This window comes from Rubrivivax gelatinosus (genome assembly GCF_016583785.1).
In the GTDB taxonomy this organism is placed as follows: domain Bacteria; phylum Pseudomonadota; class Gammaproteobacteria; order Burkholderiales; family Burkholderiaceae_C; genus Rubrivivax; species Rubrivivax gelatinosus_B.
This window is the reverse complement of sequence record NZ_NRRU01000124.1, coordinates 1-13,228: the sequence shown is the minus strand read 5'-3', so window position 1 is coordinate 13,228 and position 13,228 is coordinate 1. Positions and strand designations below refer to the sequence as shown.

The window sequence follows — 13,228 nt, the reverse complement described above, 5'->3', positions numbered from 1 at the left end:
GCGGGGCGTCGGTCTGCAGGCCGACGATGAGTTCACGCTCGGCGTCGATGTAGCCGGCGTCGTGGGCGACGATGGTCGACGGACGGTCGGTCGAGACGTCGAGCACGCCCTTTTGTTGTTCCTGCTTCAGCAGGACCTGCAGCGTCTGCCACAGACCGAGGGTGCGGGGGGTGGCGCCGGCCAGGAAGGCGGCGTCGCCGGGATACGGGGTGTAATTCTTCTGAATGAAATCGCGGACGTCGACCGCCGTTTCCCAGTGACCGCCGGCAAAACCCTCCCAGGCGTCGGCGCGGCTACTGATGATGGTCATCGTGTTCATTTTTCAATCCTTCTGGCGAAAACTGCTTGTAGGCGTTTCGTGGAGGTTCCGGCCGGGTCGGCCGGAACCTTTTTTGTCGGAACGGCGTTCGACCGTTCTATCTAGTCGTCAGGCCTGCGCCGGGCTCAGGTCGGCAGGAATTGCCTTGGACGTGGCGCGCTGTTGCCAGAGAACCAGCCAGCGCTTCACCGAGGCCACCATGATGACCGCGCCGAGAACCAGCATCACCGAGGCGATAACCCCGTTGAAGACGTTGTAGCCCTTGGCTGCGCTGTTCAGGTATACGTTAGTAATCATCCAGTAACCGGCATAGTTGACGGTCACGAACAGGTACGCCAGAGGAACAAGGCAGGTCAGCACGTAGCGGCGCTTGGCCGCCATCCGCAGGACGATGGTCGCGCCGATCATCAGACCGATCGAAGCCATCAGCTGGTTGGAGACCCCGAACAGCGCCCAGACCGAGCCGATGTCACCGGACAGCAGCAGGTAGCCCCAGAGCACGCAGGCGATGACGCTGGCGGTGATCGCGGCCGGAACCGAGTCCAGCTTCTTCATCGCCGGGAAGAAGTCGCCCAGCAGGTCCTGGATCAGGTAGCGCGAGACGCGGGTGCCCGAGTCGACGGCCGTCAGGATGAACACGGCCTCGAACATGATCACGAACTGGAAGAAGTACGCGGCCAGGTCGGTGAACCACGAGATCTTCGTGAAGATGTAGGTCATGCCGACGGCGAGCGTCACGGCACCGCCGGTCCGGCCGACGAGGTCGATGCCCATTTCCTGGCTCAGGTGCGGCAGGTCCACGACCGTCATGCCCAGGGTCTTGAAGACTTCAGGCGTCGAGTTGATCGCGAAGTAGTCGGCCGGGTGCAGCGAGGTCGCGGCGATCAGGGCCATCACGGCGACCAGGCACTCGGCCAGCATCGCGCCGAAGGCCACCGTCTGGATGTCGCTCCACTTGTCGACCAGCTTGGGCGTGGTGCCCGAGCCGATGAAGGCGTGGAAGCCGGAGATGGCACCGCAGGCGATCGTGATCGAGATGAACGGCCAGACCGAACCCTTCAGGATCGGGCCACCGCCGTGGATGAACTCGGTCAGCGCCGGGAACTGGATCGTCGGGTTGATGACGACGACACCGACGACGAGCGCCAGGAAGACGCCGACCTTCATGAAGCTGGAGAGGTAGCCGCGCGGGGTGAGCAGCATCCAGACCGGCAGCGCGGTGGCGAAGAAGGCGTAGATCGGCAGCGCCCACGAAACCGTGGTCTTGTGCAGCGTCAGCCATTCGCCGAGCACCGTGCCCTGCAGATGCGGGCCGGCGGCGACGGAGGCGGCGACGGCGGCAACACCGACGTAGGTCGCCCACTTGGACGAACCGACGTAGCGTTCATACAGACCGAGCGCGATCGCGATCGGCACCGTCATGAAGACCGCGAAGGTGCCCCAGGCGTTGCGTTCCAGCGCATGCACGACGACGATGGACAAACCGGCCATCGTGATCGTGATGATGAACAGCATCGCCAGGCCAGTGCTCCAGCCGGCGACCGGGCCGAGTTCGGCCTTGGCGACTTCGGAGAGCGACTTGCCCTGGTGTTTCATCGACGCGAAGAGCACGACCGTGTCGTGCACCGCGCCGCCGACAACGGCACCGACGAGCAGCCAGATGAAACCTGGCAGATAACCGAACTGGGCTGCGAGCACAGGCCCGACGAGCGGGCCGGCGGCGGCGATCGCCGCGAAGTGTTGACCGGCATTGACCCACTTCTTCGTGGGTACGTAGTTTTTGCCGTCCTGCAGCTGGTGCGAGGGGGTGATTTCCTTGTCGTCCGCAGCAAGCACCTTGCGCACAAAGAATATCCCGTAGAAGCGATATGCCAGGGCCAAAATGCAAACTGTCAGAACAACGAAGTAGATGGCTTGGTCCATTTTTCGTCCATCCAGTGGAGTTGATCGAAGTGTCCGAGGTGTCTGTCTTACGTGTCCGACGCTTTGCATCCTAGGAGTCGACCGTGGCCCCCGCAGGGCTTTCCCGGGAGCGGTAGGCCAGCACCGGTGAACGGTGCAAACCTGGGGGTCAGTGGTTTCGACGGGAGCCCTCGAAAATCACCCAACAGATTTACCGGGGCGCACCTTGCAATAACTCAAGGGCGCCACCGAAACCTGGAACTTTGTGCCCAGCGGTCGTTTTCCGGGGGCGAGCGGTCGCCAGCGCGGGCGAGCGGCAGAGGACGCGGGCGGCAGGCGCTGCCGCCGGCCGCGGTGGCATGGGCCCGAAGCGGGTTCGCGTGCTGCCGTACCGAGGTAAGCGGGCTATTCGGGGGCGCCGGCGCCGGGAGCGGCCAGAGTTATTGATTCACATCAATTTCTAGCCCCGCGACGCCTCAGATTCCACGATGTGGACTGGCGTCACGCGCAGGTGGAATCCGCCGCTGAACGGCGCGAGGCCGGCGGCGAACGGTAAAAGGGGGCAGGCGAACGGCGGCGCCGCAGCGGCTGCCGGCCCGCCAACGGCGCAGCAAATCGACGAGCGCAGCACGCAGCGCCGACTCCAGGCCAGTTTCTGGGCCAGCAACACGCCGCGCCGCGCGCTCAGGCCGGATTGACGCGCCGTGAAGCCGACGCGTGCCTGGCCCCTAGGAATGGGCCAGCTTGAACACGGCCACGGCCTGCACGAGCTGCTGCGCCTGCGTCTTCAGGCTCTCGGCCGCGGCGGCACTCTGTTCGACCAGCGCGGCGTTCTGCTGCGTCACCTGGTCCATCTGGCCGACGGCCTCGCCGACCTGGGCGACACCGACGCTCTGCTCGGCGCTGGCCACACTGATCTCGCCCATGATCTCGGTCAGCCGCCGGACGGCGCTCACGACCTCGGTCATCGTCGCGCCGGCACGGTCGACGAGCGTGCTGCCCTGCTGCACGCGCTCGACGCTGTCGTTGATCAGCGTCTTGATCTCCTTGGCCGCGTCGGCACTGCGTTTGGCCAGGCTGCGCACTTCGGCGGCGACGACGGCGAAACCACGCCCCTGTTCACCCGCCCGGGCCGCTTCCACCGCGGCGTTCAGCGCCAGGATGTTGGTCTGGAAGGCGATGCCGTCGATGACGGCGATGATGTCGGCGATACGCCTGGAGCTGGCGTTGATGCCGTTCATCGTGTCGACCACCTGTGCCACGACCTCGCCGCCCCGGCCGGCGACTTCGGTGGCACCGACGGCAAGCGCGCTGGCCTGCTTCGCGCTGTCCGCGTTCTGCCGGACCGCGGCGCTGAGTTGCTCCATCGACGCCGCGGTCTGCTGCAGCGCGCTGGCCTGCTGTTCGGTGCGCGCCGACAGGTCGTTGTTGCCCTGGGCGATCTGGGCCGAGGCCGTGGCCACCGACTCGGAGTGCGCACGCACGTTGGCGACCACGTCCGACAGGCTGAGCTGCATCTGCTGCAGCCCCGCGAGCAGGCTGCTCGAGTCGCCGGCGCGGACCTCGATGCGGCTGCCGAGATCACCGTCGGCCACGCGGTGGGCGAAGTCGACCGCCTGCTCGGGGTCGCCACCCAGCTGCCTGAGCACGCTGCGCGTCACGAACACGCCCAGCGTGCCGATGGCGGCCAGCACCACCAGGCAGATGGCCGCGACCCGCATCGCGACCGCGTTCACCTCGGCACTCACGTCGTCCATGTACATGCCCGAGCCCACCATCCAGTTCCAGCCCGGCACGGTGCTCAGGTACTGCAGCTTGGGATAGACCTTGGCCTGCGGGTCGGTATCACCGGCCCGGGCGTAGTCGGCCTCGGTGAACGCGGTGCCGTCCTGGCTGGCGGCCATGGCATCGACGAGATGGCGCACGGTGTACACGCCCTGGGGGTTCTTCGTGTCGAGCACCGAGCGCCCCTCCTCCCAGCTCTGGGTGAAGGGGTGCATCACCGCCGTGCCATCGGTGGTGAGGATGTAGAAGTAGTCGCTCTTGCCGTCGGCCCCGCCGTAGCGCGAGAGCCGGATGGCTTCGCGCGCCGCCTTCTTCGCCTCGTCCTGCGTCATGGTGCCGGCTGCCGCCTGCGCCTGATAACCGGCGGCGATGCTGGCCGCCGACTGCACCGCGTTGCGCAAGGCCGCCCGGCGCCCGTCGACGATGTCGGTGCGCGCCTGGATCACAGCCAGCGCGCTGACCGCCGCCGTGCAGACGACGGCGCTGGCCACCAGCAGGCTGATCTTGTGTTTGAAACCGAGGGCCCTGAGCATGTGGTTCTTCCTTGTCGTGGACGGCAAAAGGATGGGCGAGGCTGGTGCGCTGCAGTTCGCGAGCAGCGGCCGCGCCGCACCCGACATCGGCCCGGCTGGGCCCTGGACACAGGCCGCGACGGCCACGCAGACGACCGGCGCGGCCAGCGCGTGCTGCGCGGGCCACGAAGGGCGGCGGAACGTGGCATCCGCCGCATCACCGTGGCCGCGGCCGTGACCAAGGGCACGCGCAGCGCCGCAGCGCCGCAGCGCCGGCGCCGCGGGCACGCGTGTTCAGTCGGCAGCCAGGCGCCCGAGACCGGCGGCGACCACGGTCTTCAGCAAGCCCGGGATCTCGCCGGCCGGCCGCGCCGGGCTGAACAGGAAACCCTGCACCTCGTCGCAGCCTTCGCGCCGCACGGCGTCCAGCTGCGCCGCGGTCTCCACGCCTTCGGCGGTGACGGCCATGCCCAGGCTGTGCCCCAGGCCGGCGATGGCGCGCACGATGGAACGGGCGTCGGCGTGGGTGTCGACATCGCGCACGAACGAGCGGTCGATCTTGATGCGGTCGAACGCGAAGCTGCGCAGCAGCCCGAGCGAGGAGAAGCCGGTGCCGAAGTCGTCCATGGCCACGCGCACGCCGTGGCGCCGCAGCTGGGCCAGCAGCTCGACGGCTCGCGGCGTGTCTTCCATCATCACGGTCTCGGTGATCTCGATCTCGAGGCGGTTGGCCTCCAGGCCCGATGCCTTGAGCGCGGCGAGCACGTCGCGCAGCAGCGAGCCATGCCTGAACTGCAGCGGCGACACGTTGACGGCCACGTGCACCGCGGACGGCCAGTTCCTGGCGTCGGCGCAGGCTTTTGCCAGCACCTGACGGCCGATGGCGAGGATCAGGCCGGTCTCCTCGGCCACCGGGATGAAGTCCAGCGGCGAGACCCAGCCGCGTTTCGGGTGATGCCAGCGCAGCAGCGCCTCGACGCCGGCGACCACGCCATCGGCCAGATGGATCTTGGGCTGGTAGTGCAGCTGCAGCGAGCGCTCGGCGACGGCCTGCCGCAGGTCGGCTTCGAGGCTGAGCCGCGCCTGGGCGCCGGCATCCATGCCCGGCTCGAAGAAACGTGAACCGCCGCGTGCATCGGCCTTGGCTTGGCACAACGCCAGCCCGGCCTGGCGCAGCAGCGTCTCGGCGTCACGCCCCTGGAATGGCGCGACCGCGATGCCGGCGCTGGCGCCCAGGTGCGCGCGGCCGCCGGCGAGCTCGAACGGCCGGGACAGGACGGCAATCATGCGTTGCGCCAGGGCCTTGGCGCTCGCCGGTTGTTCCGCCCCGCTCTGCAGCACCGCGAACTCGTCGCCACCCAGGCGCACGATCAGGTCGGTCCGGCGCGTACAGCCGCGCAGCCGCTCGGCGGCCTCGCACAGCAGCTGATCGGCTGCGGCATGGCCGAACTGGTCGATGACGGTCTTGAAGCGGCCCAGGTCGAGGCAGATCAGCGCCAGATCCTCGGCTCCGGTGCCGCGCGCCAGCAGGCGCTCGAACTCCTCGTACAGCGCCGCACGTTTGGGCAGCCCGGTGAGTTCGTCGTGACGGGAGAGATGGGCGACCTGCGCTTGGACCTGGCGCTGGCCGGTGAGGTCCTCGACCAGCGCCATCCGCCCGCCTGCGGGCAGCCGGGTGAGGTCCATGCCGATGCGCTGTCCATCGTCCCTCAGCCATTCGCGGCGCGGCACGGCGTCCGCCAGCGCCGCGTCGCCGCAGCTGCGCTCGCAGCCCGGCGCCGCGGACAGGATCGCGGCCAGCGCCGTGCCCGGCAGCGCCAGCCCGGGCGGCAACTGCCAGAGCTCGATGTAGCGCCGGTTGGCCAGCACCAGGCGATCGTCAGCATCGAACACGCACACCCCGTGGGGCAGGTGCTCGAGTGCCGTGCGCAGCAGCGCGTGCTGCGCAGCCGGCACCGCGGCGGCGAGCCCCGAAGCGCGTCCCGCGGAGCTCTCCTGGCGCGCCGTATCGGCGTCTCCACTGCCCGCCTCGACCGGGTGGGCACTCATAGGCGGGCCCCGGCGGCCGCAGGCAGGCCGGCGGCGCCTGGCGGGGCCGGCACGGCGGCGGGCTCGTGGGCGAGCGTCGGAACGGCAAGACTCATGGGGTGTCGACTCCACGAAGCAGGATCGGAGGGAGAGGCGGCACGGCCGACCGGCCACCGGCCGGGCAGGAACGTGCCCGGCCCGGTCGAGCCGGAGGCCGAACGGTCGCCACACCTCCAACGGCGAGGTGCCGGCACATGGTTTGATGTTCGGCGCGGCAGGGCTGCGGCGCAGGACCTGCAAGGCCAATCGCTGGACCGGCACGGCCGATCGCAGCCGCCGGTTGGACCGGTGGCGCGCAGCGCCGGTTGCAACGCAGCCGTCGCGCGTGAAATCGCGCTCAGGCCTTGGTCAGGCACACGACGCCTTCCGGCGTCCTGCGGCCGGTCTCAGTCGTCGCCGGCCGGGGCCTGCACGGCGAGCGCGGCAGGCGCCGCGCCACGCAGCGTGGACGGCGGCTTGCCGGTCCAGCGCTTGAAGGCGCGCGAGAACGCACGCACGTCGGAGAAGCCGGTCTGGAGCGCGACTTCGGTGAGCGAGCGCCTGGCGCCGGACATGAGTTCCAGTGCCCGCGCCTTGCGGGCCTGGTCGAGCAGGCTCCGGATGCTCAGGCCTTCCTGCGCCAGCTTGCGGCGCAGGCTGCGCTCGCTCAGGTTGAGCGCGCTGGCGAGATCGGCCGGAGCCGCCGTCAGCGGCAGCGCACGCCGGATCGCCCGCTCGACCGCCAGGCCGAGCACCGACGGGCTGCCGGTGCGTTCGAGTTCCCGCTCCAGCAGTTGCCGCGACAGGCGATAGGCCATCGTGTTGGCCATCGGCAGCGCAAAGTCGAACCCCGACAGCTGCGACGTCAGCACGTTGCGGCTGCAGCCGAAACGCACCGGGCAGGCAAAGTGCCTTTCGTAGGCCGCGGCGTTGGCCGGCCGTGCACGCACCAGTTCCACCGACACCGGAGCGTAGTTGGACTCGGTGACCTGCCGGCGCAGGCGCACGGTGCCGGCGAACATGATGTCGACCAGGAAGGGTGCGATGTCGACGTTGCCCGGCGTCGGCTCCGCCACCATCCGGTGCAGGCCTTGGCCGCGCTCCTCGTGCACCGCCAGCAGGTAGCCGGCGCTCTGCGGAAACCGCAGTGCCAGCGCGATGGCGTCACCCAGCGTCGCGGCGGCCAGCAGGCCCAAGGCCATTGCGCCGCGCTCGGTGATCCGGGTCTGAATGCCCAGCGACAGGCCGAGATCGGGTGCGTCCAGCAGGCGCAGGGCCCGGCGCACCACGGTGTTGGCCTCGTCGGGCGAAACCGTGAGGCCGGGAACGGCCAGATCGCCAGCGGTCAGGCCCAGACCGTGGAACAGGCGGTCGCTGTCGAATCCGTCCTGTTGCAGCGCGGCCAGCAGCGGGATCAGGTACACCGGCGCGATGCGGGTGCTCGCAGCCCGGCTGCCGTGGGCCGATTCCGGCGGCGCGGGGGCGTCCGAAGACTGTTTCACGTACGACTCCAACTCATCTGGCGAATGCGCAGCCGTCGCACACGCGGCTGGCTCCGGTCCTGGGTCGCGAGGACAGGCGTCTGGATACGGATTGGCCAAGGCGGCTGTCGGGGCGGCGCTGCACGAGCCCGCGCGCACGCGGGGCTGGCGCCCGCTGCCTCCCCTCGCGAACTGCGCCGGCTAAGACTCCGCAGGGCGCGGATGCGGGACGGCGGGCCTTGCAAGCTGCGCCGTCGGCGGCGCGAAGCGGCGCCGACGGCCGGCAAACCTGCCCGGGCAGCGGGAGAGTTGCTCCCGGATCAACCGTCGGGAACGAACCGGAACCGGCACCAGGTGGCCGACGGCCGCGCCGGGGCGCGAAGACCGGTGCGGCTCATTCCCACTCGATCGTCGCCGGCGGCTTGCTGCTGACGTCGTAGGTGACGCGGTTGATGCCGCGGACCTCGTTGATGATGCGGCCCGAGACCTTCTTCAGCAGCGCGTACGGCAGCTCGGCCCAGTCGGCGGTCATGAAGTCGCTGGTCTGCACCGCGCGCAGTGCGACGACGTAGTCGTAGGTGCGGCCGTCGCCCATCACGCCGACGCTCTTGACCGGCAGGAAGACGGTGAAGGCCTGGCTCGTCAGGTCGTACCAGCTCTTGCCGCTGGCTTCGTCGCGGAAATTGCGCAGCTCTTCGATGAAGATGGCGTCGGCGCGGCGCAGCAGGTCGGCGTATTCCTTCTTCACTTCGCCCAGGATGCGCACACCCAGGCCCGGGCCCGGGAACGGATGACGGTAGACCATCTCCGGCGGCAAGCCGACTGCGACGCCCAGCTCGCGCACCTCGTCCTTGAACAGGTCGCGCAGCGGCTCCAGCAGCTTCAGGCCCAGCTGCTCGGGCAGGCCGCCGACGTTGTGGTGGCTCTTGATCGTCGTCGCCTTCTTGGTCTTGGCGCCGCCCGACTCGATGACGTCGGGGTAGATCGTGCCCTGCGCCAGGAAGCTGGCGCCCTTGTGGCCGCCGCTGCCGGCCTTGAGCTTCGCAGCCTCGGCCTTGAAGACGTCGACGAAGAGCCGGCCGATGATCTTGCGCTTGGCCTCGGGGTCGGAGACGCCGGCCAGCTCACCCAGGAACAGCTCGCTGGCGTCGACGCGGATCACGCGTGCGTGCAGCTTGCCGGCGAACATGTCCATCACCATGTCGCCTTCGTTCAGGCGCAGCAGGCCGTGGTCGACGAAGACGCAGGTCAGCTGCTCGCCGATGGCGCGGTGGATCAGCGCCGCGGCGACGCTGGAGTCGACGCCACCCGACAGGCCGAGGATGACTTCCTCGTCGCCGACCTGCTCGCGGATGCGGGCCACGGCTGCTTCGACATGGTCGCGCATCACCCAGTCGGGCCGGGCGCCGGCGATCTGCAGCACGAAACGCTCGAGCAGCGCCCTGCCCTGCACGGTGTGCGTGACCTCGGGATGGAACTGCACGGCGTAGTAGCCGCGCGCCTCGTCGGCCATGCCGGCGATCGGGCAGCTCGGCGTGCTGGCCATCAGCTTGAAGCCCGGCGGCAGCGTGGTGACCTTGTCGCCGTGGCTCATCCAGACCTTCAGCATGCCGTGGCCTTCGGCCGTGGCGAAGTCCTGTATGCCTTCGAGCAGCCTGGTGTGGCCGTGGGCGCGGACTTCGGCGTAGCCGAACTCGCGTGTCTTGCCGCCTTCGACCGCGCCGCCCAGCTGCGCCGCCATCGTCTGCATGCCGTAGCAGATGCCCAGCACCGGCACGCCCAGGTCCCACACCGCCTGCGGCGCGCGCAGGTCTTCGGCTTCGTAGGTGCTGGCGTGGCTGCCCGACAGGATGATCGCCTTGGGGGCGAACTCACGCACGAAGGCGTCGCTGACGTCGTTCGGGTGGATCTCGCAATAGACGTGGGCTTCGCGCACGCGGCGTGCGATCAGCTGGGTGACCTGCGACCCGAAGTCGAGGATGAGGATCTTGTCGTGCATCGTCAGGCTCTGGAGAGTTGAAGGCCCGCCGCGCGCACCCGACCGGCAGGTCGTGGCGGCGAGGCGGGCCGGGGGATCACGCGGCGTTGGCGGCCAGCCGCGCTCGGCGCTGTTTGCGGAAATGGGCGATCGCGAAGGCCAGCGCCAGGGCCTGCAGTGCCGCGGAGAAGAACATCGGCGTGCCGATGCGCCAGTCGCCCTGCGGCAGGTGCGACACCAGCCCCAAGAGCGGCGCGGCCAGCATCGGTGCGACAACCGCCATCAGGCTGTTGAGCGAGCTCACCGAGCCCATGGTCTGGCCCTGGTTGTCGTGCTGCGCGGCACCCGACACCAGGCCCTGCAGCGACGCGGTGATCGTGTTGCCCAGGATGTTGGCGGCGATGACGACGTACATCATCCAGCCCTCGGTGACGAGGCCGAAGGCGACGAAGGCCAGCGTCGACGACAGCAGCCCCATCACCGCCAGCCGCTTGGCACCGAACTGCTTGAGCATGCGGCCCAGCAGCCCGCCCTGCACGATCGCCGACACCAGGCCGATCGCGAACAGCGACCAGCCGTTCTGCGCCGGCCCCCAGCCGAACTTGAAGGTCGTGTAGAGCACCCAGGTCGTGTACAGCGAGAACTGCGCCAGCGCCGCGCAGCCGAGCACGGCGACGAGCGCGCCGACACCCTTCAGCTGCGCCAGTTCCTTCAGCGCCGAGAACGGGTTGGCGCGCTTCCACGCGAAGGCGCGGCGGCGTTCCAGCGGCAGCGACTCGGGCAGCACGAAGTAGCCGTAGGCCAGGTTCAGCAAGGCCAGCGTGCCGGCGACGAAAAACGGCAGATGCGGGTCGACGCCGCCGAGGATGCCGCCGATCACCGGCCCGAGGATGAAGCCGATGCCGAACATCGCGCCCAGCATGCCGAAACGTTTGGCGCGCTCCTGCGGCGGCGTGATGTCGGCGACGTAGGCGTTGGCGACCGCGGCGTTGGCCTGCATCGCGCCGCCGACGATGCGCGAGGCGACCAGCATCCACACCGAGGTGGACAGCGCGGTCATGAAGAAGTTGAACGCCAGGCCGCAGAAACCCAGCAGCAGCACCGGGCGTCGGCCGTAGCGGTCGGACAGTGCACCCAGGATGGGCGCGCCGACGAAACACGCCACCGCGTACGAGAACGCGACCACGCCGTACCAGTAGGTCTGCTCCGACGGGCTGGTGGTGAAGACACCGACCAGCGCCGGCAGCACCGGCGAGATGACGCCCACCGCCAGCATGTCGATCAGGACGACCAGCATGATGAAGCGCATCGCGGCCGGCCGGCCGCCCGGATGCACCGGCGCGGGGGACGTCGGGTCGCCGCTCATTCCATGCGGTAGTTCGGCGCTTCCTTCGTGATCTGCACGTCGTGCACGTGGCTCTCACGAATGCCGGCAGCGGTGATCTCGACGAACTCGGCCTTGGCCGCCATCTCCTCGATCGTCGCGCAGCCGCAGTAGCCCATCGAGGCGCGCAGGCCGCCGGCCATCTGGTAGACGATGGACAGCATCGAGCCCTTGTAGGGCACGCGGCCTTCGATGCCCTCGGGCACGAGCTTGTCGGCGTTCGGGTTCGCGGACTCGTCGTTTTCCTGGAAGTAGCGGTCGGCCGAGCCGGCCTTCATCGCGCCGATCGAACCCATGCCGCGGTAGCTCTTGTAGCTGCGGCCCTGGTAGAGAATGACCTCGCCCGGGGCTTCCTCGGTGCCGGCGAACATGCCGCCCATCATCACGGTGCCGGCACCGGCGGCGATGGCCTTGGCGATGTCGCCCGAGTAGCGGATGCCGCCGTCGGCGATCAGCGGCACGCCGCTGCCGCGCAGCGCGGTGGCGACGTTGTCGATCGCCATGATCTGCGGCACGCCGACACCGGCGACGATGCGCGTGGTGCAGATCGAGCCCGGGCCGATGCCGACCTTGACGGCGTCGGCGCCGGCTTCGACCAGCGCGGTGGCGGCGGCGCCGGTGGCGATGTTGCCGCCGATGACGTCGACCTGCGGGAAGTTCTTCTTCACCCAGCGCACACGTTCGATGACGCCGGCGCTGTGGCCGTGCGCGGTGTCGACGACGAGCACGTCGACGCCGGCCTTGACCAGCAGCTCGACCCGTTCCTCGGTGCCCTCGCCGACGCCGACCGCGGCGCCGACGCGCAGCTTGCCGTGGCTGTCGCGTGCGGCATTCGGGAAGTCGGTCTGCTTGGTGATGTCCTTCACCGTCATCAGCCCGCGCAGCTCGAAGGCTTCGTTGACGACGAGCACGCGCTCCAGCTTGTGGCGGTGCATCAGCTCCTTGGCTTCGTCGAGCGAGGCTTCCTCGCTGACCCAGACCAGGCGATCGCGCGGCGTCATCACCTCGCGCACCGGGGCGTCCAGGCGGACCTCGAAGCGCAGGTCGCGGTTGGTGACGATGCCGACGACCTTGGCGCCTTCGAGCACCGGGAAGCCCGAGAAACCGTGCTGGCGCGACAGGTCGCGCACCTCGCGCACCGTCGTGTCAGGCGTCACCGTGATCGGGTCGCGCAGCACGCCCGACTCGTAACGTTTGACGCGTGCGACTTCGGCCGCCTGCTGCTTGGGCGTGAAGTTCTTGTGCACGATCCCGATGCCGCCCTCCTGCGCGATGGCGATCGCCAGGCGCGCTTCGGTCACCGTGTCCATCGCTGCCGATACGAGCGGCAGGTTCAGGCTGATGTTGCGGGAAAGACGGGTCTTGAGGCTGGTGTCGCGGGGCAACACCTGGGAGTACGCCGGCACCAACAACACATCGTCGAAGGTGAGCGCTTTGCCGAGTAGGCGCATGCTGAGGAAAGCTCCAGACGCAAAAGCGGATTATAGGGAAGAGTCGACACCTGACGCCGGGTGCACGGCTCTGTCAAATCCGGCGCTGGCGCGCAGCACTACACTGATTCGATGCACATGCCCCGCCTGTCGTCGCTACGCCCGTTCGCCGTCGCGGCCTGCCTGCTTGCCGTCGCCGGCGCGGTGCAGGCGCAATGGATCTGGCGCGACCGCAACGGCCAGATCACGGCCAGCGACCTGCCGCCGCCGCGCGAAGTGGCCGACAAGGACATCCTGCAGCGCCCGGCCAGCGCGCGCCGTGCCGCGCCGCCGCCGGCTGCCGCGAGCGCCGCTTCGGCGCCGGCCCGCC

The 13,228-nt window shown here is 69.2% G+C and carries 9 protein-coding genes; 1 reads left to right on the top strand and 8 read right to left on the bottom strand.

All coding sequences use genetic code 11. The annotated features are described in order from the left end of the window. From CKO43_RS22535 to guaB, 8 genes are all read right to left on the bottom strand, one after another. Positions 1 to 319, bottom strand: a 319-nt coding sequence (locus CKO43_RS22535) for a pyruvate formate lyase family protein (protein WP_276570318.1), incomplete at its 3' end; no start/stop codon positions are given. Between the two features lie 108 nt (positions 320 to 427). Further along, complete coding sequence (locus CKO43_RS22530; RefSeq protein ID WP_200231260.1) at positions 428 to 2,242, bottom strand: carbon starvation CstA family protein; 1,815 nt, start codon at positions 2,240 to 2,242, stop codon at positions 428 to 430. Positions 2,243 to 2,949: 707 nt separating this feature from the next. Continuing rightward, positions 2,950 to 4,539 carry a methyl-accepting chemotaxis protein gene (locus CKO43_RS26240; RefSeq protein WP_275951996.1) on the bottom strand — a complete coding sequence of 530 codons (1,590 nt, stop codon included), beginning with the start codon at positions 4,537 to 4,539 and terminating at the stop codon, positions 2,950 to 2,952. Positions 4,540 to 4,812: 273 nt separating this feature from the next. After that, positions 4,813 to 6,567 (bottom strand): putative bifunctional diguanylate cyclase/phosphodiesterase, encoded by a 1,755-nt coding sequence (locus CKO43_RS22520; protein ID WP_200380040.1) that lies wholly within the window; start codon positions 6,565 to 6,567, stop codon positions 4,813 to 4,815. Between the two features lie 425 nt (positions 6,568 to 6,992). Continuing rightward, positions 6,993 to 8,087, bottom strand: a complete 1,095-nt coding sequence (locus tag CKO43_RS22515; RefSeq protein WP_200380039.1) for an AraC family transcriptional regulator ligand-binding domain-containing protein — start codon at positions 8,085 to 8,087, stop codon at positions 6,993 to 6,995. Between the two features lie 373 nt (positions 8,088 to 8,460). Beyond that, positions 8,461 to 10,065: a glutamine-hydrolyzing GMP synthase gene (gene guaA / locus CKO43_RS22510; RefSeq protein WP_200380038.1), complete on the bottom strand. Its 1,605-nt coding sequence runs from the start codon at positions 10,063 to 10,065 to the stop codon at positions 8,461 to 8,463. Between the two features lie 76 nt (positions 10,066 to 10,141). Next, positions 10,142 to 11,410, bottom strand: a complete 1,269-nt coding sequence (locus tag CKO43_RS22505; RefSeq protein WP_242481299.1) for an MFS transporter — start codon at positions 11,408 to 11,410, stop codon at positions 10,142 to 10,144. Continuing rightward, complete coding sequence (gene guaB, locus CKO43_RS22500) at positions 11,407 to 12,879, bottom strand: IMP dehydrogenase (protein ID WP_200231252.1); 1,473 nt, start codon at positions 12,877 to 12,879, stop codon at positions 11,407 to 11,409. The genes CKO43_RS22505 and guaB overlap by 4 nt, the downstream gene beginning before the upstream one ends. 111 nt (positions 12,880 to 12,990) lie before the next feature. Here guaB and CKO43_RS22495 point away from each other — a divergent pair. Next, the coding region (locus CKO43_RS22495) for a DUF4124 domain-containing protein (RefSeq protein WP_200380037.1) at positions 12,991 to 13,228 on the top strand (238 nt) is incomplete at its 3' end.

Excerpts from the sequence above, each read along its gene's own strand:
- CKO43_RS22530 (WP_200231260.1), bottom strand. The coding sequence starts at position 2,242 with ATGGACCAAGCCATCTACTTCGTTGTTCTGACAGTTTGCATTTTGGCC.
- CKO43_RS26240 (WP_275951996.1), bottom strand. The coding sequence starts at position 4,539 with ATGCTCAGGGCCCTCGGTTTCAAACACAAGATCAGCCTGCTGGTGGCC.
- CKO43_RS22520 (WP_200380040.1), bottom strand. The coding sequence starts at position 6,567 with ATGAGTGCCCACCCGGTCGAGGCGGGCAGTGGAGACGCCGATACGGCG.
- guaA (WP_200380038.1), bottom strand. The coding sequence starts at position 10,065 with ATGCACGACAAGATCCTCATCCTCGACTTCGGGTCGCAGGTCACCCAG.
- CKO43_RS22505 (WP_242481299.1), bottom strand. The coding sequence starts at position 11,410 with ATGAGCGGCGACCCGACGTCCCCCGCGCCGGTGCATCCGGGCGGCCGG.
- guaB (WP_200231252.1), bottom strand. The coding sequence starts at position 12,879 with ATGCGCCTACTCGGCAAAGCGCTCACCTTCGACGATGTGTTGTTGGTG.